Here is a 23389-nt window from a genome sequence, read left to right as displayed (position 1 = left end):
TCCTTACTTGGGCAGGCCGAGCATGCGCTCGGCGATGATGTTGCGCTGGATCTCGTTGGTGCCGGCGTAGATAGGCCCGGACTGGGCAAACAGGAAGCCTTCCAGCCAGCCGGCGGCGTCCTCGGCCTGCCTGGCGCCGGCCAGCAGTTCACCGCGAGCGCCCAGCAGGCGCATGGCGGTCTCGTGCATTTTCAGGTCGAGCTCCGACCAGATGATCTTGTTGATGCTCGACTCGGCGCCAATCTGCTCGCCGCGCCCCAGGCGCCCGACGGTGTGGTAGGCCGACAGGGCGTAGGCCTCGGCGCCCATCCAGCAGTCGATCACTGCATCACCCAGCCCCGGGTCGCGTGCTGCGCTGTGCGGGCTGGCCTTGAACAGCTGCACCAGCTTGCGGGCGGTGTGCTGGAAGCGCGCCGGCGAGCGCAACAGCAGCCCGCGCTCGAACCCGGCGGTGGCCATCGCCACATGCCAGCCCTGCCCTTCGGCACCAATGCGGTTGGCCACCGGCACCCGTACATCGTCGAAGAACACCTCGGCGAAGGCATCCTTGCCGTTCAGCGCCTTGATCGGGCGAATGGTCACGCCCGGTGCGTTCAGCGGCACCATCAGGAACGACAAGCCATGGTGGCGGGCCGAGCCCGGCTCGCTGCGGAACAGGCCGAACAGCCAGTCGGCAAAGGTGGCACGCGTCGACCAGGTCTTCTGGCCATTGATCACGTAATGGTCGCCGTCCAGCAGCGCCTTGCTGGTGATTGCCGCCATGTCGGAGCCGGCATTGGGCTCGGACCAACCCTGCGCCCACATGTCCAGGCTTGCCGCCATGCGCGGCAGAAACCTGCGCTTCTGTTCGGGCGTGCCAAATTCCATCAGCGTGGGGCCGAGCAGCAGCTGGCCGTTCTGGTTGACCCGCATGGGTGCGCCAGCGCCGTAGTACTCCTCCTCGAAGATCAGCCATTCGATCAGGTCGCAGCCGCGCCCGCCCAGCTCGGCGGGCCACATCACCATCGACCAGCGGCTTTCGAACAGCCTGGCCTCCCAGGCACGGTGCTGCTCGAAGCCTTCGCGGGTGTCATAGCTGGCCAGCGGTTCACGCGGCATATTGTGCGCCAGCCAGGCGCGCACTTCGGCGCGGAAGGCTTGCTGTTGGGGGGTATAGGTCAGTTGCATGGCGTGCCCTCAGAACTTCGCGTCGCGTTTTTCGACGAACGCCCGACGGGTTTCAGCCGAGTCGGGGCTGGTGTAGGCCTGCAGGGTGAAGCCCTGCTCCCAGCGGTATTTGTCTTCCAGGTTGCCGTCCTCGATGCCGTTCAGGGCTTCCTTGGCCAGGCGGATCATGGCCGGGCTCTTGGCGGCGATGCGGGCGGCAATCTCCAACGCCGTTTCGCGCAGCTGCGCCCTGGGCACCACCCGCTCGATAAAGCCGTAGGCCTGGGCCTCTGGCGCGCCGATGCTGGCACCGGTGAAGAACAGGTAGCGCACCTTCTGTACCGGGAACAGCCGCTGCAGGTGCGCACCGCCGCCCATGGCACCGCGGTCAACCTCGGGCAAGGCAAAGGTCGCGCAATCGGCGGCAACGACGATATCGGCAGCGCCAGTGATACCGATGCCACCGCCCAGCACAAAGCCGTGCACGGCGACGATCACCGGCACCGGGCTACGGTGCACGGCCTTGAAAGTTTCGTAGTTGCCGGCATTGACGGTAACGATGCGTTCCGGGTGTGCATCCAGCTCCTTGATGTCGACACCGGCGCAGAACCCCCGCCCTTCGGCACGGATCACGATCACCCGCACCTCGGGGTTGCTGCCAAGGGCATTGATGTGCGCGGCCAGGGCGTGCCATTGCTGGCTGTCCAGGGCGTTGACCGGCGGTTTGTCGATCACAAGCTCCGCGATCCCCTGGTCGATCTGGGTGGTAAAGGCGCAAGTCATGAACGTTCTCCAGTGAGGGCCAGTCGGTCGGCAACGGCTGCCGGTGTGTGCTCCGGGCAGCGTGCAAGCAAGGCATCGAGGCACTGCGCGGCTTCGGCGGCGATGCCTTCGATGACCTCGCGGCAGGTCAACAGGTCGCTGATGGCTGCTGCCACCTGGCCGCTGGGCAGGATGCCGTCGTCCGGCAGGCCGTCGACCATCGAGCGTTGCAGCAGCACCGGCTGGTTGGCGGCCATCACCACCTGCGCCAGCGCCGCCGGGTCTTCACGCAGGGCGCGCAGGAACACCGTAGCCATGTGCGCCAGGCTCATGCCGGTCTGTTGCTTCCACTGCCAGGCGCTGCCCAGGGCAATGCGCAGGCGGGCGAACGGCCCGGCTTGTTCCAGGCGGTTGATGAAGCGGTTTTCGATCATGCGGTGGCGCATGCCGTCCACTGCGGTGGTAACCCGCACCTGCTGCGGGTCAGCCACCTTCAGGTAGCGCGCCAGGGTGGCGGCGGGGGTGGGCGATTCGCGGGTCATCAAGAACCGCGTGCCCATGGCGATGCCACTGCCCCCGGCAGCCAGCACCGCCGCCAGGCCGCGCCCGGTGGAGTGCCCGCCAGCGGCGATCACCGGCACGCGCACCGCCGCCAGCACCTGCGGCAGCAGGATCGTGCCCGGTACGCCGCCGGTATGGCCACCGCCCTCGCCCGCTTGCAGGGTGATCAGGTCGGCGCCCAGCTGCTCGGCCTTCAGGGCATGCTTGAGCGCACCCACGGTGGGGATGCACAGCACCCCGGCGGCCTTGAAGCGGGCGATGGTCTGCGCATCCGGCCCGCGCCCATAACTGACGGCGCGCAGGCGGTAGGCAATGGCCAGGTCGACGCACTGCGCGGCGTTGTCCTGGAACATGTGGAAGTTCAGGCCGAAGTTGCTGCCGCCGGTGGCCTCGATCACCTTGCGGATCTGGCCCTCCAGCGCATCGGCGGCCAGGGTCGCCCCGGCCAGGAAGCCGAAACCGCCGGCCTGGGTGGTGGCGATGACCAGGTTGGCGTCCGACACCCAGCCCATGGCGGTCTGCACGATGGGGTAGCGGCAGCCCAGCGCCTCGGTCAGCGCCGTGTGCATCCAGCGGCTCACAGGCATCCTCCTTCCGGCTGCGCGGCCTGCTTGTTGGCCTGGGCCATGCCCTTGGCGTCGAAGCCGCCGAGCTTGTCACCCGACAGCAGCTCGTTGTGGGCATGGGCAAACTGGTGCCAGGCAAATGCGGCATCCATGGCCGCGCGCTTGCCCTGCAGGTCTTCGACGTGGTTGATGGCCTGTTTGGTCAGGGCCAGGCCCATGCGCGGCTGGCGGGCGATGCCGGCCGCCAGCGCGTAGGTTGCCGACTCCAGCTGGTCGCGCGGCAGCACGCGGTTGACCATGCCCATCTGGTAGGCGCGCTCGGCGCTCATGCGGTCACCGCAGAACAGGAACTCCTTGGCGATACGGGGGTTGAGCTCGTAGGGGTGGGCAAAGTACTCGACCCCCGGAATGCCCATGCGCACCACCGGGTCCTGGAAGAACGCATCGTCACTGGCGACAATCAGGTCGCAGACCCAGGCCAGCATCAACCCGCCTGCAACGCAGGCGCCGTGCACCATGGCAATGGTCGGCTTGGGCAGCTCGCGCCAGCGCCGGCACATGCCCAGGTACACCTCCTGCTCACGGGCATACAGCTGCTCGCCGCCCGGCTTGTTGGTGTGGTCCCACCACAGCTGCGCGCGTTCGAACGGGCGATTGATGTCACGCCCGGGCGTGCCGATGTCATGGCCGGCGGAAAAGTGCCGGCCGTTGCCGCGCAGCACGATCACCTTGACGCTGTCGTCGTCCACCGCCTGGCGCAGCGCGGCGTCCAGGGCGTAGGTCATCTGCGAGTTCTGTGCGTTGTTGAAACCAGGGCGGTTGAGGGTGACCGTGGCAATGCCGTCGGCCACCGCATACAGCACCGGGTGTTGGGTTTCATAGACCGCGTTGTCTTCGCGGCTGACGAACTGGCTGTCGCTGCTGTGCATGCTCACATCCTCAGGCCGGGCGAATGCCAGGTGGGTTGCCCTTCACCGCTGCCGCGCGCAGCCCATGGGGGTCGAGGTGGCGGATCAGTTCCAGCTGCTCGGCACTGGGGTGCGCGGTTTCGCACAGCTGGGCAGCCTTGAGCAGCGGGAAGCCGGTGTTGTCCTGGACTTCATCGAAGCTCACGCCTGGGTGCAGGGTGCGCACCTGCACGGCGCGCTGCGGGCCTTCGAAATCCAGGGTGCACAGGTTGGTGACCACCCGGCGAATGTCCATCAGGTCACGGCGGGCGCCTTGCGGCCAGCGGTCGGCCTTGAAGCCCACGCCCGAGACCATGTCCACTTCGCCACTGACGAACACCCGCGTGTTGTGGTTGGGCACAAAGAACGAATTGAGGTGGTTGATGCTGTTGCCGGGCAGCCCGCGCACTCCGAGCATGGCGGTTCTGGGCTTGTGGTAGTCGCCGACGCAGGACAGGTTGGTCTGGCCCCAGCGGTCGATCTGGGTCGGCCCGATCATCGCGTGGCGGCGGCCGCCCCAGACGCACTCGAACACCCGCTCGAACGACAGGTAGCCGCTGTAGCGGGCGACATACTCGCCACGCGGGCCCAGCGGGATGGGTTGTTCCACCAGAAACGCCTCGCTGTCGGTAATCAACAGCTCCGGGCTATGGCTGAGCTTGGCCAGGCTGGCGCCCAGGCGCGGAATCACGCCAAGGCCCGAGGCGATCACTTCGCCATTACCGCGCCAGGCTTCGGCAGCGGCCACGATCATCAGCTCGGCCAGGGTGAAATCACAGGTAGCAGACATGCTTGGCACTCCTCAGAACACAGGTAGGGGCAAGGCGCCCATGCGCGCGGCACCGCCGTTGTGCGCTTGATAGGCCAGCTCGCCACCCGCCACGCAGGCCTCGACATACTGCTGCCAGCCGTTTTCTTCCTGGCTGCTGGCCACGTAGCGCTTCAGGTGCTCCAGGTCCCAGCCATAGTCCGATGGGCACGAGGTCGGGTGAGCCCCCAGCGGGGCATGCACCACGCCGGTGACCAGGTAGCGCTCGAAGGTGTTGCCGCGGGCCTGCTCGGCATCCAGCGACAGGCGCTCTTCCAGCCGCTCGCACGAGACGAAACACTGCTGGGCGGCGCGGGCGAACAGGTGGTCGAAATACGGGTCTGGGCCGGTGACCAGGCAGTTGCCCAGGCGGTCGGCGACATTCACATGCAAGAACGCCACGTCCAGGTTCAATGCCGGCATCGCCAGCAGCAGCTCGCCGTCGTCATAGGGCGAGCACACGGTTTTCAGGGCCGGGTTGAGCCGGGTCACGTCGGTGGCCAGGCCACAGCGGGTGGGCAAAAACGGCAAGCGCATGCCGGCCGCCCGCAGGCCCCACTGGAACATGCCTTCGTCCAGCTCCATCAACTCCAGTTCACCGGCCTCGCGGGCCTTGCGGTAGTACGGCTCGAGCGGGATAGCGTCGAGGGTGACAAAGCCGAACACCAGCTTGCGCACCTTGCCGGCAGCGCACAGCATGCCTACCTCGGGCCCGCCATAAGCGACCACAGTCAGGTCCTTCACGGACGAGCGCAGGATTTCGCGGACAATCGCCATCGGCTTGCGCCGTGGCCCCCAGCCACCAAAACCGATGGTCATGCCATCGCGCAACTGGGCGACGGCATCGGCGGCTGTCAGTTGTTTGTTCAGGGTCATGATGTTGCTCCTTGCTGCTGCCCGACCGAGAAGTCGTGGCCCCAGATGCTCACGCGGGTGAATTCGAAGGCCGAGTGCTCGGCCCAGTCGACCTGCAACCCGCCATAGCCGTATTCCAGGTCGAAACCGGACGGCGTCTTCATGTAGAAACTGGTCATGCGGTCATTCAAGTGCTGGCCGAGGGTGGCCGACAGCTGCCCGCCGTGGGCCTGCAGGCGGTCGTGGGCACGGCCGACCTCGGTCATCGAGTCCACTTCGACCATCACGTGCACGCAGCCCGACGGCACCGGGTACTCGGCCAGGGCCAGGCTGTGGTGGCGGGCATTGCGGCAATGCAGGAAGTGGATGCGTACGGGCGGGGCCGACGGGTCGGGGCGGAAGTTGAAGATGTCCGACAGGCCGAAGCCGAGCACGTCCTTGGCGAATGCCAGGGTGGCGTCGAACTGCGGCGCAGGCAGCACCGTGTGGCCCAGCCCCATGTCCCCGGTGATGAAGCGCGGTACGCCCTGTGGGGACACGAACGGCTGGCAGTCGGAGCGATGGCCCCAGCTGAGCTCATGCTGGTTGCCGGACGGGTCGGTGAGAGTGACCAGCGCCTGCACACCGCGCTGCTCGATGGCCTGGTCGGTGCCCGCCTGCCATTGCACGCCGCGGCGCTCCAGGTGTTGCAGGGCCTGGACGAACGACTGCTCCGAGGCCAGTTCCCAGCCGCTGGCCAGGTAGCGCGGGGCGTCACCTTCGACCACCAGCATGCGGAACGGGCGCTCATCCATCTTCACGTACAGGCCGCCGCCAGGTGCCGCGTGCACTTGCATGCCAAGCACATCTTCCGCGTAGCGTTGCCACTGGCTGAGGTTCTCGATCTGCGAGACGAAGTAGCTCAAACCGCGAATGTCGATCATGCCCGGGTTCCTCCTGGCTCAAGTCGTTGCCTGGGGAACATTGTGCTAAGCCCCGCGCCAGCGCTCATCGTCCGTTGAGACTACGCAGCCGCCGCGCTGCGCCGGGCTGGCGGACTAGTCCGTTTCAGTGATTCGGCGCCATCCGGCGCCTGCATAGACTCATGAGGCCGCTGTGCTGCCCGGGCTGCACGGGGTGCATCCATCCGCCCACAGAGACCCACCCATGGAATTCGCTTTCACCGACGAACAGCTGATGATTCGCGACAGCGCCGAGCGGTTTCTGGCCCAGGCCAGCGACTCGCAGGCGGTGCGCGCGGCCCTGCGCCGTGCCGACGACTACGACCCCGAACTGTGCCGGCGCATCGGCCAGGAGCTGTACTGGCCCGCCCTGCTGGTCCCCGAAGCCTGCGGTGGCATGGGCCTGGGTTTTGTCGAGCTGGCTGTGCTGCAGGAGCAATGCGGGCGCTTTCTGCTCGGCTCGCCGCTGTTTGCCACCAGCTGCCTGGCCACCCCGGCGCTGATGCTGGCCGACAACCCGGCGCTGCAGGCGCGCTGGCTGGGCGCCATTGCCGCTGGCCAGGCCTGCGCCACCCTGGCGTGCGCGCTGCAGCCCGCGCGGGTGCAGGTGCAGGCCGTGGCCGATGGCGACGGCTACCGGCTGCACGGCAGCCATGCCCAGGTCATCGATGGCGCGCAGGCCGACCTGTTGCTGATACCGGCGCGCAGCCCTGGCAGCACCGGCGAACAGGGCATCAGCCTGTTTGCCGTGCCGGCCGACACCCCCGGCCTGATGCGCACTGCCCTGCCCACCCTCGACCAGACGCGCCGGCTGGCGTGCATCGAGTTGCGCCAGGTTCACCTCGGCGACGCGCACCTGCTGTGCGCAGCAGGCCAGGCCTGGCCGTTGCTGCGCGATGCCCAGCGCATCGGCGCCATCGGCCTGGCCGCCGAACAGCTTGGCGGCGCCCAGCAAGCACTGGACCTGACCCTGGCCTACATCAGCGAACGCCGCCAGTTCGGCCGCCCGATTGCCAGCTTCCAGGCCATCAAGCACCGCTGCGCCGACATGATGCTGCAGGTGGAGTGCGCCCGCTCTGCGGTGTGGTATGCCGCCTGCGTCGCCCGTGAATGCCTGGCGGCCGATGGCGACCCGGCCGTGCGCAGCGAGCTGCTGGCCGCCGCAGCCACGGCCAAGGCCCACGCCAGCGAAGCGTTCTTCCACTGCGCAGCCGAGTCGATCCAGCTGCACGGCGGTGTCGGCTTCACCTGGGAATACGACCCCCACCTTTACTTCAAGCGCGCCAGGGCCAGCGAGCAAATGCTCGGCACCCCGGCCTGGCACCGTGAGCGCCTGGCCGCGCAATTGTTCGGAGAACACGCATGAAAATCGGCTTCAGCAGTGCAGATGAAAGCTTTCGCCAGGAGATCGCCGGCTGGCTGGCCGCGCATTTGCAGGGTGAGTTCGCGCCGTTGCGCTTTCGCGGCGGCCCCGGCGACGAGCACAGCTTCCCGAACGAACGCAAAGCGTGGGAGCGGGAGCTGGCCGCAGGGGGCTGGGTAGGCGTCGGCTGGCAGCCCGAAGATGGCGGCCGGGGGCTGAGCATCAGCCAGCAGGTGATCTTCCATGAAGAGTACGCCAGGGCCGGCGGCCCCGGGCGCATGGGCCATATCGGCGAAGGCCTGGTCGGGCCGACCCTGGCGGCATTCGGCACGCCCGCGCAACGCCAGCGCCTGCTGCCGGGTATACGCGCGGGCCGCGAGTTCTGGTGTCAGGGCTATTCCGAGCCGGGCGCCGGCTCGGACCTGGCCAACGTGCAGACCCGCGCCCGCCTCGATGCGGCAGGCGAGCGCTGGCTGATCAGCGGGCAGAAGGTCTGGACCTCGCTCGCCCACGAAGCCGACTGGTGCTTCGTGCTGGCCCGGACCGAGCCCGGCAGCGTTGGCCACCATGGCCTGTCGTTCCTGCTGGTGCCGATGGCGCAAGCGCAGATCCGCGTGCAGCCCATCGTGCAACTGACCGGTACCAGTGAATTCAACGAAGTGTTCTTCGACCAGGCGCAGACCTCAACCGACAACCTGGTCGGCCAGCCTGGGGAAGGCTGGAAGATCGCCATGGCCCTGCTCGGCTTTGAACGTGGCGTATCCACCCTTGGCCAGCAAATGCAGTTCCACAACGAGCTGGCCGAAGTGATGCGCATTGCCCAGGCCAATGGCGCCGCTGGCGACCCGCTGCTGCGCCAGCGCATTGCCCAGGCCTGGTCAGGGCTCAAGGTGCTGCGCTACAACTCGCTGCGCATGCTGTCGGGGCCGCAGGATGGCAACCTCGGCCGCGAGGCGATGATCTACAAGCTGGCCTGGTCGAATTGGCATGCCGAGCTGGGCAAGCTGGCCATGGACGTGCTGGGCGACGCCGGCGAGGTGCTGGAAGCGGCGCCATACAGGTTGAGCCGGTTGCAGTCGCTGTTCCTGTTTACCCGCTCGGACACTATTTACGGCGGTAGCAACGAGATCCAGCGCAATGTGATTGCCGAGCGGGCATTGGGCATGCCGCGCGAACCGCGCAGCCGCTGAACGATCCACAAGCCGGCGCCTTCGCGGCAGGCTGCGAAGGCGCCGGTTTGCAGCGCCTTACCGGACCCTGATCTTCGGGTCCCCTGCCCCGCGCCGCAACCCTGCCAGAAACCCTTCCAGCGGCGCCGGCTCGGCAATCTGCGGCAACGCGTCCTTGTCCGGGCGCTGGGCCCAGAACGCATCCCACGACGGGAACAGCTCGTGGAAACTGCCGGCGTACGGCTCCCGGCCCGGCCAGCGCATCTTCAGCCCGCCGATCGGCGGTTTGTTGAGGTCGCTGGCGTACCAGTAGCACGGCAAGCGCCGGCGGAAACACCAGCGCCCATCGATACGCTCGTAGTCGTCCCAGTAGAGCATCTGCATGATCACCCACTCCGGCCCGGTTTCATGCTCGTTCTTCGAATACACCACACCCGTGGCGTGGTCGGGGTCGCTGAACTCGATGATGTGCTGGCCCAGGTGGTGCGAGGTGCCGTGAAACTGCTTGCGCATGGTCTCGTCCAGCCAGGCCTTCAGGTGCGCGCGGCCCTGCTTGTCGCGGCCAACCCGCACGTCCTCGGCAAAGCAGTTGGCCATCGCGTCCATGTCGCGCATGTCCAGGGCCAGGGCATACTTGCCGGCCAGCTGGCGGATCGCGTCCAGCGACTCCAGGCGGTCGATGCGCTGCAGCAAGGCGCTGCTGTCCATGCTGGTCATTCCAGCACCGTGTACAGGTCCGAACCCCGGCCGCCGTCCACTGCCAGGCTGGCCCCGGTCACGTAGGACGCCTCGTCGCTGGCCAGGAACAGAATGGCATTGGCCAGTTCGTGGGGCTGGCCGACCCGGCGCATGGGGATGACCTTTTCGGTGTTGGCGCGGGCGCGGGCGTCGCCCAGCATGCCGGCGGTGGCCGGGGTATCGACCACGCCCGGGATGATCACATTGCAGCGTATGTTGTGCGCTGCGCCTTCGCTGGCGGCAGCCCGGCTGAAGTTGATCACTGCCGCCTTGGCCGCCGAGTAGCCGGCCATCCAGGCGGTGCCGAACAGCCCGCAGATGGAGGCGATATTGACGATCGAACCGCCCTTGCCCTGCATCAGCTGCATGGCGGTGCGGGTGCCCCAGAACGTGCCGTCCACCGTGGTGGTGAAGTTGGCGTGCCAGTCGGCGGTGGTCATGCTGTCGATGCCGCCCCACGTGTAGGCCATGGCGTTGTTGACCAGGATGTCCAGGCGCCCGTGACGCTGGGCGGTGGCCTGCAGCGCGGCAACATAGGCCTGCTCGTCGCTGACATCGGCCACCGCCACCTCGGCCCGCCCGCCCGCGGCCACAACCTGTTCAAGTACCGCCTCCAGCGGTTGCGCGCGGCGCCCGCACAGCACCACCAGCGCGCCTTCTTCGGCAAAGCGCAGCGCCGTCGCTGCGCCAATCCCGGAGCCGGCGCCGGTAACGAATGCGACCTTGTCTTGCAGACGTTTGCTCATCAGCTGTTCTCCTGTCAGATAAAGGCCATGCCGCCGTTGACGGCGATGTTCTGGCCGGTGATGAAACTGGCATCGTCACTGGCCAGGAACACCGCTACGCGGGCGATCTCGTCGGTTTCGCACATGCGCCCCAACGGTACGTTCTTCAGCAGCGCCTGCATGTGCTCTTCAGGGATGCCGGCCATCATCGGCGTGTTGGTCGGGCCGGGCACCAGGGTGTTGACGCGGATACCCTGCGCGGCAAGTTCACGGGCAATCGAGCGGGTCAGGCCCATGACTGCAGCCTTGGAGGCGCAGTAGTGGCTTGGCCCTTCGCCGGTCAGTGCGGCGGTGCTCGACAGGTTGATCAGCACCCCCTGGCGCTGGCCCTTGAGCATCAGCCGTGCGCCTTCGCGGCAGCACAGAAAAGTACCGCCGAGGTTGACACCGATCACCCGCGCCCAGCTGTCGTCGGGGGTGTCCAAAAAGCTGTCCAGGGCACCGACACCGGCATTGTTGACGACGATGTCGAGGCCGCCGAAACGTGCCTCGACCTGGCCCATGGCGTCTGCCACCGACGCTGCGTCCGCGACGTTGCAGCCCAGCGCCAGTACCTGCTCGCCCAGGTCGGCCAGGCCAGCGGCCAGGGCCGGCTGGTCGAGGTCGACGGCCACCACCTTGGCCCCTTCGGCAACGAACCGGCGCACGATGGCCTGGCCCATGCCCTGCCCGGCGCCGGTCACGAATGCCACCTTGTCTTGCAGTTTCATAGCGTTCTCCTTGGTTGAAGCGCGTGAGTGCGCCCCATCATTGGCTGCCGGGCACGGGCTCACATCGTCCGATAGGACTAACGCCCACTGCCGGGCTGGTCTGAACGGACGATGTGAGCATTGCCGGCGCAGCCCAGGATCGGATGACGCATGCCGGGCTGGCCCGGGCTTTCCCCTTCAGGCGGCGTGGCGGCCCGCCTGGCATGCAACCCTGAACCCTGCGCAACCTGGAGAACAGCATGAATCAGCCTGTCGACGTGCCCTTGCCCACCGGGCACTACACAACCCTGGCCAACGGCCTGCGCCTGCACTACCTGGATGAAGGCAGCGGCCCTGTGGTGCTGTGGCTGCACGGCAGCGGCCCGGGGGCCAGCGGCTTCAGCAATTTCAAGGGCAATTACCCGGTGCTGGCGGCGGCCGGCTACCGCAACATCCTGCTCGACCTGCCCGGTTTCGGCCGTTCGGACAAACCTGAGGATGTGCGTTACGAGCTGGCGTTTTTCGTCGAGTGTATCGCGGCGTTTCTTCAGCAGATCGGCGTCAACCGTTGCACCGTGCTGGGCAACTCGCTGGGTGGTGCCATTGCCCTGGGCCTGGCGCTGGGCCATCCGCAGTTGGTGGAACGCCTGGTGTTGCTGGCACCGGGCGGTGTGGAGGAGCGCGAAACCTATTTCCAGATGCCTGGCATCGTGCACATGGTCAATGTATTCAACGCCGGCCCGATCGGGCTGGAGGAAATGCGCAGCATGATGCGCCTGCAGCTGTTCGATGACTCGATCCTGCCTGAGCCGCTGCTGCTGGAGCGGGTGGCGGTGGCGCAGACGCAGCCGAAGAACCTGTTCAGCACCATGCTGGTGCCGAACATGCGGGCGCGGCTGGGGGAAATCGAATGCCCGATACTCGGGTTCTGGGGCAGCAACGATCATTTCAACCCGGTCAGTGGCGCCCAGTACATCATCGATGGTGCCCGGCAGGCGCGGTTCATTGTGCTGAACCGTTGTGGGCATTGGGTGCAGGTGGAGCACCGCGAGCTATTCAACCGTAGCTGTGTGGATTTTTTGCAGCATGGTTGATGGGGGTGCCCGCGTTTGAGTTTTTGGCGCCTGTGTAGGTGTCCGCCACAACATGTTCAGCGCCTGTGAAGGTGTTCGCTGCCACATCTTCAGCGCCTGTGAAATCGAGCGCCGCCTGCGCGGCGCTCGATCTCATAGACGCTGAAGATGTGGTGGCGGACACCTCCACAGCGCTGATAATTGAATGCCAAACCCACCGCCTAACCAAACCTCAAACCACCCCCGCCGGCTCGCTATTCAAGCGCGCATCCCCCGGCCGACCCAACACACACGAGGTCCCCCCCGGGGTGTACATCATCGCCACACACCGGTTACACGCAGTACAAATTGACTGGCAACTCGCCCCACTGGCCAGTTTGTTCACATAATCAGGCTCGGCAATCAGCACCCGCCCCATCGCCACCAGCTCGAACCCCTCAGCCATCACCTGCTCGATGCTGGCCAGGCTCTTGGCACCGCCCAGGTACGCCAGCGGCATCTTCACCGCCGCCCGCACCTTGCGCGCATGCTCCAGCAAGTACAGCTCACGAAACTCGACAACCGGGTCCATGCGCCGCTGGATCGCCATCGCCAGGGCAATCACCGGGTTCTTCTGCTGCACCCGGTTCTCCTTGGGGAATGACGAGCCGAACATGGTGGTGATCGACTCGGCGTTCATGCCGGCACTGAGCACCAGCAAATGTGCGCCCTCCTGTTCCAGCATCTGCGCGATCCTGGCACCGTCTTCTGCGCTGTTACCCGCGCGCACGCCTTCGGTGATGCTGTACTTGCAGATCACCGCCAGCTCCTGCCCGACGGCATCGAGCACCGCGCGCAGCACCCGACGCGGGAAGCGCAGGCGGTTTTCCAGGCTGCCGCCGTACTGGTCGCGGCGCTTGTTGTACAACGGCGAAATGAACTGGCTGAGCAGGTAGCCATGGCCCATGTGGATTTCCACGGCATCGAAGCCGGCTTCGCGGGCCAGCCGCGCGCCCTGGGCAAAATCACGCACCACCTGCTGCATGTCGGCCTCGTTCATCGCCTGCTTGAGGAACATGCCGCTCATCATGCCGATCTTGTTGAAGCCGCCACTGGCCGACAACGGCCTGGCAGTGGAGCGCTCGCGGATGAAGGTGAAGCAGCCACCATGGGTGATCTGCGCACTGGCCAGCCCGCCCTCACGGTGCACGGCATCGGTCAGTGCCCTGAAGTGCGGCAGGCTCGCACGCTCCAGGATCAACTGGTTGGGCAAGGTGCGGCCATCGCGGCTGACCGCGCAGTAGGCCACCGTGGTCAAGGCAACGCCACCTGCGGCCAGGTTGCCGTGCAACTGGGCCAGCTGCCGCGACGGCACGCCCTGGGTGCTCATGCCTTCGTTGGTGGCGGCCTTGATGAAGCGGTTCTTGAGAGTCAGCGGCCCGATGCTGACGGGGCGGAACGGCGATGCAGGCGTGGTCGGGTTCATGGCGAACGGTATCCTCGGCTTGGGCTAGAAGGTGTACTTGGCGTTGAACGACACATAGTCGCGGTCGGCCAACAGGCGGCCTTGGGCGACATCCGGGGAGCTGAGGTAGGCGACATAGGTCAGGCCCACCTGGAAGTTGCCCAGGTACTTGAAATCACCGCCCACGGTCAGGCGCTTCTCGTCACGGCCCAGGCCCTGGTAGGCGCTGCCATCGACGTTCTGCTGCCAGACCACCCGGGTGGTGAGGTCGAGGCCGTCGGCAATGGACGGGTAATCCATGTACGCGCCCACCCCGAGCAGCGTCGAGCCACGGGTCTGGGTGGCGGATTCGAAGTTGTCGAACCGGCCATCCACGCCCGGCCCGCCCCCGGTCACCACCAAGGTGTCGACACCGGCAATGTGCTGGTGCACCACTTCACCCATGAAGGTGGTCTGCTGGGCCAGCAGGCTCGGCCCGAGGATGTACGAGGCGTTGAGGTTGCCCTGCCAGATCTGCCCGGTGGTCGGGGCGCCGTTGTCGAGGTAGACCGACGCACCATCGCGGTAGCTGAGATCACCGGCGTACTGCACGGCATCGCCGACCTTGGAGCTGAAGCTGACCCCGGTCAGCTCGACATCCTCGAAATAGCCCATGCGGTAGGCGGGCGCCGCATCGGTATTGGCGCGCTGGCTGATGCGCGCGTTCGACGAATAGCGGGTCTGCCCGGTGAAGTCGAAAAACAGCGAACCGACGCGCTCGTGGTAACGGTAGTGAAACAGCCCCACCTCGGTATTCTCGGTGACCCGGTAGCGCACACCCATGCCCCACTGGCCACTGTCGCGCGGCTTGACCTCACCGGCATAGTTGACCGCCGTGAAGCTTTTGTCCGGCAAGCTGTCGATCACCCCGGCGCCAAGCCGGAAGAATTCGGCACCCGGGCCGAAGGTGTCGCTGCCGAAGTAGTCGCCCACCGGGTTCAGCTGGGTCTTCCCCCACTCGTACTGATAGAACCCGACCAGCGCCAGGTCTTCGTTCAGCGACCACGACAACGATACCTGGCCCACCGGCAGGTAGGCATCCTTGGCTTCGGTGCCCGGGACGTTGAACTTGGTGGCATCCACCGGCGCCTGGCCCTGGCTGATGTTGGCCCAGAACAGGCTTTCGCCCCAGGCCACCAAGTGGCGACCGGCCTTGAGCGAGAGGTACTGGGTGTCGCCCATCTGGTAGTTGCCATACACGTAGGCATCCAGCAACCGCGCCTTGCTGCCGCTGAGGCGCCGGGTATCTTCGACGAAGCCATCGGCGCGGCCGACCTTGTTCACCGTCTGCGGCGAGTCGTTGTCGTTGCGCTGGTGGTAGACATCATCGTAGAAGTGGCTGCCGCGCAGCACCGCGCCGATATTGTCGTGGCGCAGGCGCAATTCGCCGAACAGGCTGACCCGGTTGGTGATCAGCCCGCCGCGCTTGAAGTTGCGCGTGCCGTCATCGTTGTTGAGGTCGCCAAGGTATTGGCTGGCCTGCTTGGCGGTACGCATCGAGGCGGTGTAGTTGACCGTGAGCGATGAGTCCAGGGTGGTGTCCTCGCCCAGCTCCAGGGTCGGCCCGGCGCAGACGCCACCACTGGCCAGGCCAACGGCCATGGCCAACCAACCGCGCCCGGCAAAACCCCTGGCGGCGCCCTGCGCCAGCCGGTTCGACATAGACATGCTGCTCTCCTTTATTGTTATTGTTGCGGTATGCCGACGCAGCCTGGAACAGCGCACGCGGGCGCACATCGTCCATTTGGTGAAACCGCCAGCACCGCGTTCAGGCCCCGGCAACCACCCCACGCAGGTCGTTCTTGGCCACCTTGTTCGAAGGGTTCAGCGGCAACGCACTGAAAAAGCGCACCTGGCGCGGCACCTTGTAGTTGGCCATGCGTTCGCGGCTCCAGCCGATCAACGCCTGCTCGTCCAGTTGCTGCCCCTGGCGCAGCACCACGCAGGCGCACCCCACCTCGCCCATGCGCGCATCGGCCACGCCGATCACTGCCACCTGGGCGATGGCCGGGTGGCCCAGCAAGGCCGCCTCGATCTCCGCCGGGTAGCAATTGAAACCACCGACGATGTACATGTCCTTGAGGCGGTCGGTGATGACCAGGTTGCCGGCCGGGTCCAGCCGGCCGACATCGCCGGTGTGCAGCCAGCCGTCAGCATCGATGGCTTCGGCAGTGGCGGCCGGGTCCTGGAAGTAGCCCTGCATGATGTGAAAGCCGCGCAGGCAGATTTCCCCGGTCTCGCCCTGCGCCAGGGTGCGGTTTTCGGGATCGCGGATACTGACCTCGGTGCCGGGCAGCGGCCGCCCGCTGGTACCGGCGATAACCTCGGCAGCGTCCCGCGGGTCGCACAAGGTGGCCAGGCCGCCGCACTCGGTCAGGCCGTAGGCCGTGGTCACCACGCTGAAGCCCAGCTGGTTGCGCATGCGCTCGATCAGGCTGGGCGGGATGCTCGCCGAGCCGGTCACGGCAACCCGCAGGCTCGACAGGTCGGTGCTGGCCAGCCGTGGGTGGGCCAGCAACGACAGGTACAAGGTGGGGGCGCCCGGCAGCACCGTGACCCGCTCGCGGGCGATGCGTTCGAACACCGCTTCGGCGTCGAACACCGCATGCGGCAGGATGGTCGCCCCGGCAATCAGGCAGGTCAGCCAGCCTGCCTTGTAGCCGAAGGCGTGGAAGAACGGATTGACGATCAGGTAACGGTCGCCCGGCCCCAGGCCCAGCACCCGCACATACTCGCCAAAGGCACGCAGGTTCTGCCCATGGGCACTCATCACGCCCTTGGGCTTGCCGGTGGTGCCCGAGGTGAACAGCAGGTCGCAGACCGCTTCGGGCCCGATGCACAGGGCGCGCCGCTCGGCGGTGAGTTTCTCGATGGTGGCGGCGCCACGCAGGAACTGGCTGTAGCTCATATCGTGCGCGGGCAATGCCCCGGCGCCGTCGAACACCACCAGGTGCTCCAAGGTCGCTGGCCGGTGGGGAGCGAGCAGCGCCGGGTAATCGACTTCCAGAAAACGCTGCTGCACGAACAGCACGCGGCAGCCACTGCGCGCCAGCACGTCCGCAGCTTCAACCCCTTTCATGCGGGTATTGACGGGTACCAGCACTGCGCCGGCGCAGTGTATGCCCAACGCCGCCAGGATCCACTCGCGGCTGTTGGGCGCCCACAGGCCCACCCGATCACCGGCCTGTATGCCCAGCGCCATCAGGCCACGGGTCACCTGCAGCGCCTGGTCCGGCAAATCGGCGTAGTCCAGGCGCATGCCGTTTTCCTCGATGGCGGCATGGCCGGCAAAGCGTTGGGCGCTGTCGAACAGCAACCGGGCGATGGTGGCAGGTGCTGGCTGCCGGGAAGGGGTGGGATTGAGACTTGGATTCATGCGGGGCTCGCTCATCGGCGTCACTCGGGGAAACGGATACGCAGCTGCGCGCTGGTGGGCACGGCCTGGCAGGCCAGGATCCAGCCTTCGGCCAGCTCGCCGGCATCCAGGGCATCGTTGTGCAGCAGTTCGACATCGCCGCTTTCGAGGGTGCACATGCACGAGGCACAGCCCCCTACCCGGCAGGCACTGGGCGGGTTGAGGCCGGCGCGGTGCATGGCGTCCAGCAAGGTTTCGCCGCTGTCGCAGGCCAGCTGGTGTTCCTGGCCATCCAGGCGCACCGCCAGCTGCGCGGCCACGGCCGCGTCACTTGCGACCTGGGTGGGCGCGTCGCCTTCGCCAGGCAGCGAGACGAAGCGCTCCACATGCACCCTTGCCGGCGGCATGCCTAGCTGCTTCAGGGCTTCGACGGCGGTGTCCATGAACGGGCCTGGCCCGCAGATGAACGCCTGGGCATCGATGAACGGCCGCGCCAGCTCCGCCAGCTGCCCCGCCAGCGGAATGCCCTGCAATGCATCAAGCCAGTGCACCACCTGCAGGCGCTGCGGGTGCACGGCCGCCAGCAGGCGCAGCTCGTCGCGGAAAATCACCGACTGCTGGTCGCGGTTGGCGTACACCAGCAGGATGCGCCCCTGCCCGGCCAGCAGCGCCGAGCGCAAGATCGACATCACCGGGGTGATCCCGCTGCCGCCGCCAAACAGCAGCAGGTCTGCCGACAGGTCACGCGGCACGAACACCCCGGCCGGGGGCAGCACTTGCAGGGTCTGGCCTTCTTGCAGGGCATCGCACAGCCAGTTGGAGGCACGCCCGTCGCGCACCCGCTTTACGGTCACCCGCAGCGGTTCGTCCAGCAGCGGCGTGCTGGACAACGAATAGCAGCGTGGCAGCCAGCCGCCTTCAAACGGCACGCGCAGGGTCAGGAACTGCCCTGGCTGGTAGCGAAAGCGCTCACTGAGGGCCTCCGGCACCTCGAACACCAGGGAGCGGGCGTCGGCGCTTTCCTCGACCACCCGCGCCACGCGCAAGGCCAGGTAGTCACTCATACGAACGGGTCCGGGTTGGGCAGGCCCAGCTGTACCGCGCCGAAGCTGCGGCCGTAGGCCATGAAATTGTTGGCGATGTGCCCGCGGGCCTGGTGCAGGTCGCGGAACAGGCGCGCCACCGGGTTGCTGTTGTACAGGCCGGACGCAGCCATGCTGCGCAGCAGGTCGCTGACGCGCTCGGCACAGATGTTGGTGACGTAGGAGGACTGGTAGCGGTACAGCAGGCGCGTCTCGGTGTCTGGATACTCGCCGGCGCGGGCCAGGCGCATCAGGTGTTCGTAGTTGCGTTCGAGCACCAGCTTCAGGCAGTCGACAGTGATCACCGCCTCGGCCACGGCGGTCTGCGCCACTGGGTCGTCGGCGGTGCGCGCACCGTGCTTGCCGATGTGCTGCGCGGCGTTGTCGCGGAAGGTGTTGATCGCGCCCTGCAAGGCCCCGATAGCCGAGGTCGATACCGCCCGGGAGAACACCTGGGCAAAGGGGATGGCGTAGATCGGATTGGTGTTCACCAGCCGCCCCGGCGTGGCCTCGATCTGCCAGTTGTTGGTGCGCTGTACGCGGTGTGCCGGCACGAACGCGTCCTCGACCACGATGTCGTGGCTGCCGGTGCCGCGCAGGCCGAGCACGTCCCAGTTTGGCTCGATGCCGTAGTCGGCGCGCGGCAGCAAGAAAGTGCCGTGCTCGCTGGCAAAGTCGCCGTCGGCGGGCAGTATGCCGCCCAGCAGCACCCACTGGCAGTGCTCGCTGCCACTGGAAAACCCCCAGCGCCCGCTGATGCGGTAACCACCCGGCACCACCGTGACCTTGGCCGAGGGCATGTAGGTCGAGGAGATCAACGCGTTGTGGTCGTGTTCCCACACCTCGCGCTGTGCCTCCACCGGGTAGCGTGCCACCTGCCACGGGTGCACGCCCATCACGCCGTACACCCAGGCGGTCGACATGCAGCCTTCGGCGAGGATCATCTGGATTTCGAAGAAGGTGCGCGGGTCGACTTCATAGCCACCGAAGGCGCGTGGCTGCAGGGCGCGCAGCAGGCCGGCCGACTGCAGCTCGGCGATGGTCTGGTCGGGGATGCGCAAGTCGCGGTCGGCCTGCGCGGTACGCTCCTTGAGCAGCGGCACCAGGCGCCGCGCACGTTCGATCAGTTCGAGTTCTTCCTGGGTTTTTTCTCGCAAGCTGTGCATCACTGGTTTCTCCCGATCTCGCTGCGCCACTGCGCGAGTTGAAGCCGATGATCGGGCGGTACGCGACAGGCTTCATCGTCAATGCGGACTAGGGTTTGCCGCCACGCTGCGGGGCGTGCAGGGCCTGCCGCGCTAGTCCGTTAAGACGATGCCGGCGGGTGTTGGCGAGGCGATAGTCGTCGCCATCCACAGCCCTGAGGAAGCACCGCCATGAGTATCCTGCAGCGATTTCGAATCGACGGCAGCGTCGCCATCGTCACCGGTAGTGGCCGTGGCATCGGCCGCGCCATTGCCCTGGCCTATGCCGAGGCCGGCGCCGATGTGGTCTGCGCCGCCCGCTCACTGGACGATGTGCAAGGGGTGGCCGAGGAAATCCGCGCCATGGGCCGCAACGCCCTGGCCTTCGCCTGTGATGTCAACGACAGCGAACAGCGCCGGGCACTGGTCAGCCAGAGCCACGAGCATCTGGGGCGCATCACCCACCTGGTCAACAACGTCGGCGGCGGCGGCCCCAACGACCCACTGAGCCTCAGCCCCGAGCAGTTCGACGAGGTGCTGCGCTTCAACGTGTCCAGCGCCTACGCGTTCTGCCAGCTGTGCGTGCCGCTGATGCGCGAGGCCGGCGGCGGCAACATCGTCAACATCAGCTCGGTGGCGGCGCGTTACGCCCAGCGCCACTTCAGCGCCTACGGCACCGCCAAGGCCGCCCTCAGCCACCTGACCCGGCTGCTGGCCCAGGACTTCGCGCCTCAGGTGCGGGTCAACGCGGTCGCCCCCGGCCCCACCCTGACCGCCGCGCTCAGTGGGGTGATGCCCGCCGCGATGCGCCAGAGCATGGAAGCCAACACCCCGCTCAAATGCCTGGGCACACCTGAAGACATCGCCGCCGCCGCGCTGTACCTGGCCAGCCCCGCATCGGCCTGGGTCAGCGGCAAAATCATCGACGTCGACGGTGGCGCCGACAGCAGCGTGTGGGTGGGCTGAACAACGCTTTTCTCAGGCCGGCCTAAGCACACTCGAACCGGCCCTTTTTATTCCCTGTCTGTTCATTTTCCACTGCAGAGACCCCGCCATGGACGCCCACCTGATCACCGCGCTCGGTGACGAGCTGTTCAATGCCCTTCGTGGCCGCCAGACCCTGCCGCCGCTGACCCGCCGCTACCCGGCCATCACCCTCGACCAGGCCTACCGCATTTCGCTGGCCTTCCTGCAGCGCCGCGAAGCGCTGGGTGAGCAGGTGGTGGGCAAGAAGATCGGCGTGACCAGCCGTGCCGTGCAGGAAATGCTCGATGTCCACCAGCCGGACTTCGGTTTCCTGACCAACGCCATGCAGGTCGAGGATGCCAGTGCCGTGAGCCTGGCCCAGCACCGGCTGATCCAGCCCCGGGCCGAGGGCGAGATTGCCTTCGTGCTGGCTGAAGACCTGCACGGCCCCGGCATCAGCGCCGACGACGTGCTGGCCGCCACGCAGTGGGTGATGCCCTGCTTCGAGATCGTCGACTCGCGCATCGATGCCTGGCAGATCCGCATCCAGGACACCGTGGCCGACAACGCCTCGTGCGGTGTGTTCGCCCTGGGTACCCAGCGCGTCGACCCGCGCAGCCTGGACCTGGCCCGGGTCGAAATGCAGCTGCTGAAAAACGGCCAAGCCGCCGGCAGCGGCCTGGGTTCCGCCGTTCAGGGCCACCCTTGTGCGGCCGTGGCCTGGCTGGCCAATACCCTGGGCGAACTCGGCATCCCCTTCCGGCGCGGCGAAATCATTCTTTCCGGCGCGCTTGCGCCCCTGGTGCCGGTGGTTGCCGGCGACCGCATCAGCCTGAGCATGAGCGGGCTGGGCCATTCCAGCCTGCGCTTCGTGCCCTGATCCCCTCTCCCTGGAGCCATGAACATGAACAAGAAGATCCGCTGTGCGCTGATCGGGCCAGGCAACATCGGCACCGACCTGTTGTACAAACTCAAGCGCAGCGAGGTGCTGGAGCCGGTCTGGATGGTAGGCATCGATGCCAGCTCCGAAGGCCTGGCACGCGCCCGCGAGATGGGCCTGAAGACTACCGCTGACGGCGTTGACGGCCTGCTCCCGCACGTGCTCGAAGACCGCATCCAGATCGCCTTCGATGCCACCTCGGCCTACGTCCACGCGCAGAACTCGGAAAAGCTCAACGCCCTCGGCGTGCTGATGATCGACCTGACACCCGCAGCCATAGGCCCGTTCTGCGTGCCGCCGGTCAACCTCAAGGCCAACCTCGGCCTGGGTGCGATGAACGTCAACATGGTCACCTGCGGTGGCCAGGCGACCATCCCGCTGGTGGCCGCCGTGTCCAGCGTGCAGCCGGTGGAATATGCCGAGATCATCGCCACCGCCGCGTCGAAATCGGTGGGGCCTGGCACGCGCAAGAACATCGACGAGTTCACCCGCACCACCGCCAGCGCGGTGGAACAGGTGGGCGGCGCCCGGCGCGGCAAGGCGATCATCATCATCAACCCTGCCGAACCGCCGCTGATCATGCGCGACACCGTGCACTGCCTGACTGCCGACACGCCGGACCAGAACGCGATCCGCGCGGCGCTGGACGCCATGATCGCCCAGGTGCAGCGCTATGTGCCGGGCTACCGGCTGGTCAACGGCCCGGTCTTCGATGGCAACCGGGTGTCGATCTTCATGGAAGTCGAAGGCCTGGGCGACTACCTGCCGCGTTACGCCGGCAACCTCGACATCATGACTGCGGCCGCCGCGCGTACCGCCGAGCTGTACGCCGAAGAAATCCTCAAGGGCGAGCTGGTGCTTCGCCCCGCCCCCACTGCGCTGGCCTAAGGAAGCGACCATGGACCTCTCTGGCAAACGCATTACCGTACATGACATGTGCCTGCGCGACGGCATGCACCCCAAGCGCCACCAGATCAGCCTGGATGAGATGCAGCGCATCGCCAGTGGCCTGGATGCGGCAGGCGTGCCGTTGATCGAGGTGACCCACGGCGATGGCCTGGGCGGCAGCTCGGTGAACTACGGCTTTCCGGCGCACAGCGACGAGCAGTACCTGGCGGCGGTGATCCCGCTGATGAAGCAGGCCAAGGTGTCGGCGCTGTTGCTGCCCGGCATCGGTACCGTCGAACACCTGAAAATGGCCCATGAACTGGGGGTCAGTACCTTGCGCGTGGCTACCCACTGCACCGAAGCGGACGTCAGCGAGCAGCATATCGCCCATGCCCGCCACCTGGGCATGGACACCGTGGGTTTCCTGATGATGGCGCACATGAACAGCGCCGAAGGCCTGGTGACCCAAGGCAGGCTGATGGAAAGCTACGGCGCCAACTGCATCTACCTGACCGATTCCGCCGGCTACCTGTTGCCCCACCAGGTCAGCGAGCGGGTGGCGGCGATGCGCGCTGCGCTGCGGCCGGAAACCGAGATCGGCTTTCACGGGCACCACAACCTGTCGATGGGTGTGGCCAACTCGATCGCTGCGATTGCCGCCGGTGCCAACCGGATCGACGCGGCCTGCGCGGGCCTGGGCGCGGGCGCTGGCAACACGCCGATGGAAGTGCTGGTGGCGGTGTGCAAGCGCATGGGTATCGAGACCGGGGTGGATGTATTTGCCATTCAGGATGTCGCTGAAGACCTGGTGGTGCCGATCATGGACTTCCCTATTCGCAGCGACCGCGATGCGCTGACCATGGGGTATGCCGGGGTGTACGGCTCGTTCCTGCTGTTCGCCAAGCGCGCCGAGCAGAAGTACGGCGTGTCGGCGCGGGAGATTCTGGTGGAGATGGGGCGCCGCGGGATGGTGGGGGGGCAGGAAGACATGATCGAGGATACCGCCATGACCCTGGCGCGCCAGCGCGGCTGAGTGAGCTGGCCACAGCATTCTTAGCGCCTGTGAGATCGAGCGCCGCGCGGGCGGC

The 23389-nt window shown here is 66.8% G+C and carries 22 protein-coding genes; 7 read left to right on the top strand and 15 right to left on the bottom strand.

Annotated features, from left to right (window positions below; genetic code table 11):
* Window positions 1-3: 3 nt before the first annotated feature.
* From AC5O5I_RS11230 to AC5O5I_RS11200, 7 genes are read right to left on the bottom strand one after another with little or no spacing between them, the layout of a single operon-like run.
* A complete protein-coding gene (locus AC5O5I_RS11230; protein WP_172222681.1) occupies window positions 4-1167 on the bottom strand; it encodes an acyl-CoA dehydrogenase family protein in 1164 nt (387 codons plus the stop codon).
* A 9-nt stretch (window positions 1168-1176) separates the two neighbouring features.
* Window positions 1177-1929: an enoyl-CoA hydratase family protein gene (locus AC5O5I_RS11225; protein ID WP_172222686.1), complete on the bottom strand. Its 753-nt coding sequence runs from the start codon at window positions 1927-1929 to the stop codon at window positions 1177-1179.
* Entirely contained in the window at window positions 1926-3050 is a 1125-nt protein-coding gene (locus tag AC5O5I_RS11220) for an NAD(P)H-dependent flavin oxidoreductase (RefSeq protein ID WP_172222689.1), read from the bottom strand. Before AC5O5I_RS11220 ends, AC5O5I_RS11225 begins: the two co-directional genes overlap by 4 nt.
* Entirely contained in the window at window positions 3047-3964 is a 918-nt protein-coding gene (locus AC5O5I_RS11215; protein WP_172222694.1) for an enoyl-CoA hydratase, read from the bottom strand. Before AC5O5I_RS11215 ends, AC5O5I_RS11220 begins: the two co-directional genes overlap by 4 nt.
* A gap of 10 nt (window positions 3965-3974) precedes the next feature.
* Window positions 3975-4772: a CoA-transferase subunit beta gene (locus AC5O5I_RS11210; protein WP_494512587.1), complete on the bottom strand. Its 798-nt coding sequence runs from the start codon at window positions 4770-4772 to the stop codon at window positions 3975-3977.
* 12 nt (window positions 4773-4784) lie between these two features.
* Complete coding sequence (locus tag AC5O5I_RS11205; protein WP_172222770.1) at window positions 4785-5660, bottom strand: CoA transferase subunit A; 876 nt, start codon at window positions 5658-5660, stop codon at window positions 4785-4787.
* A 2-nt stretch (window positions 5661-5662) separates the two neighbouring features.
* On the bottom strand, window positions 5663-6568 hold the full coding sequence (locus tag AC5O5I_RS11200; protein WP_172222702.1) for a VOC family protein: 906 nt from the start codon (window positions 6566-6568) through the stop codon (window positions 5663-5665).
* A gap of 223 nt (window positions 6569-6791) precedes the next feature.
* Between AC5O5I_RS11200 and AC5O5I_RS11195 the strand changes: the two genes are divergently transcribed.
* Complete coding sequence (locus AC5O5I_RS11195) at window positions 6792-7952, top strand: acyl-CoA dehydrogenase family protein (protein WP_172222706.1); 1161 nt, start codon at window positions 6792-6794, stop codon at window positions 7950-7952.
* Window positions 7949-9139: an acyl-CoA dehydrogenase family protein gene (locus tag AC5O5I_RS11190; RefSeq protein ID WP_494512586.1), complete on the top strand. Its 1191-nt coding sequence runs from the start codon at window positions 7949-7951 to the stop codon at window positions 9137-9139. The genes AC5O5I_RS11195 and AC5O5I_RS11190 overlap by 4 nt, the downstream gene beginning before the upstream one ends.
* 57 nt (window positions 9140-9196) lie before the next feature.
* Here the strand turns inward: AC5O5I_RS11190 and AC5O5I_RS11185 are convergent, their stop codons facing one another.
* Genes AC5O5I_RS11185 through AC5O5I_RS11175 form a run of 3 tightly spaced genes read right to left on the bottom strand, consistent with a single transcriptional unit; the run spans window position 9197 to window position 11351 of the window.
* Complete coding sequence (locus tag AC5O5I_RS11185; protein WP_172222713.1) at window positions 9197-9826, bottom strand: nuclear transport factor 2 family protein; 630 nt, start codon at window positions 9824-9826, stop codon at window positions 9197-9199.
* A gap of 5 nt (window positions 9827-9831) precedes the next feature.
* Complete coding sequence (locus AC5O5I_RS11180; protein WP_172285552.1) at window positions 9832-10602, bottom strand: SDR family NAD(P)-dependent oxidoreductase; 771 nt, start codon at window positions 10600-10602, stop codon at window positions 9832-9834.
* A 14-nt stretch (window positions 10603-10616) separates the two neighbouring features.
* A complete protein-coding gene (locus AC5O5I_RS11175) occupies window positions 10617-11351 on the bottom strand; it encodes an SDR family NAD(P)-dependent oxidoreductase (RefSeq protein WP_172222720.1) in 735 nt (244 codons plus the stop codon).
* 239 nt (window positions 11352-11590) lie between these two features.
* Between AC5O5I_RS11175 and AC5O5I_RS11170 the strand changes: the two genes are divergently transcribed.
* Complete coding sequence (locus AC5O5I_RS11170; RefSeq protein ID WP_494512585.1) at window positions 11591-12424, top strand: alpha/beta fold hydrolase; 834 nt, start codon at window positions 11591-11593, stop codon at window positions 12422-12424.
* A 211-nt stretch (window positions 12425-12635) separates the two neighbouring features.
* Here the strand turns inward: AC5O5I_RS11170 and AC5O5I_RS11165 are convergent, their stop codons facing one another.
* The 5 genes from AC5O5I_RS11165 to AC5O5I_RS11145 form a co-directional block, all read right to left on the bottom strand.
* Complete coding sequence (locus AC5O5I_RS11165) at window positions 12636-13868, bottom strand: NADH:flavin oxidoreductase (protein WP_172285551.1); 1233 nt, start codon at window positions 13866-13868, stop codon at window positions 12636-12638.
* A gap of 24 nt (window positions 13869-13892) precedes the next feature.
* Window positions 13893-15554 (bottom strand): DUF1302 domain-containing protein, encoded by a 1662-nt coding sequence (locus tag AC5O5I_RS11160; protein WP_494512584.1) that lies wholly within the window; start codon window positions 15552-15554, stop codon window positions 13893-13895.
* Between the two features lie 100 nt (window positions 15555-15654).
* Window positions 15655-17262 (bottom strand): FadD3 family acyl-CoA ligase, encoded by a 1608-nt coding sequence (locus tag AC5O5I_RS11155; protein ID WP_494512583.1) that lies wholly within the window; start codon window positions 17260-17262, stop codon window positions 15655-15657.
* Window positions 17263-17282: 20 nt separating this feature from the next.
* Entirely contained in the window at window positions 17283-18305 is a 1023-nt protein-coding gene (locus AC5O5I_RS11150) for a 2Fe-2S iron-sulfur cluster-binding protein (RefSeq protein ID WP_494512582.1), read from the bottom strand.
* Window positions 18302-19489 (bottom strand): acyl-CoA dehydrogenase family protein, encoded by a 1188-nt coding sequence (locus AC5O5I_RS11145; RefSeq protein ID WP_172222739.1) that lies wholly within the window; start codon window positions 19487-19489, stop codon window positions 18302-18304. The genes AC5O5I_RS11150 and AC5O5I_RS11145 overlap by 4 nt, the downstream gene beginning before the upstream one ends.
* A gap of 210 nt (window positions 19490-19699) precedes the next feature.
* Between AC5O5I_RS11145 and AC5O5I_RS11140 the strand changes: the two genes are divergently transcribed.
* The 4 genes from AC5O5I_RS11140 (at window position 19700) to dmpG (ending at window position 23334) form a co-directional block, all read left to right on the top strand.
* On the top strand, window positions 19700-20473 hold the full coding sequence (locus AC5O5I_RS11140) for a glucose 1-dehydrogenase (protein WP_172222742.1): 774 nt from the start codon (window positions 19700-19702) through the stop codon (window positions 20471-20473).
* 88 nt (window positions 20474-20561) lie between these two features.
* The gene (locus AC5O5I_RS11135; RefSeq protein ID WP_172222763.1) at window positions 20562-21353 is read left to right on the top strand and encodes a fumarylacetoacetate hydrolase family protein; all 792 of its coding nucleotides are present in this window, start codon (window positions 20562-20564) and stop codon (window positions 21351-21353) included.
* A 24-nt stretch (window positions 21354-21377) separates the two neighbouring features.
* Complete coding sequence (locus AC5O5I_RS11130; protein ID WP_172285546.1) at window positions 21378-22301, top strand: acetaldehyde dehydrogenase (acetylating); 924 nt, start codon at window positions 21378-21380, stop codon at window positions 22299-22301.
* A gap of 10 nt (window positions 22302-22311) precedes the next feature.
* The gene (gene dmpG, locus AC5O5I_RS11125; protein WP_172285545.1) at window positions 22312-23334 is read left to right on the top strand and encodes a 4-hydroxy-2-oxovalerate aldolase; all 1023 of its coding nucleotides are present in this window, start codon (window positions 22312-22314) and stop codon (window positions 23332-23334) included.
* Window positions 23335-23389: the final 55 nt, after the last annotated feature.

Source organism: Pseudomonas sp. 9_2_1 (assembly GCF_059295275.1).
The sequence above is the reverse complement of the archived record's forward strand: the minus strand, read 5'-3'. Positions and strand labels throughout refer to the sequence as shown.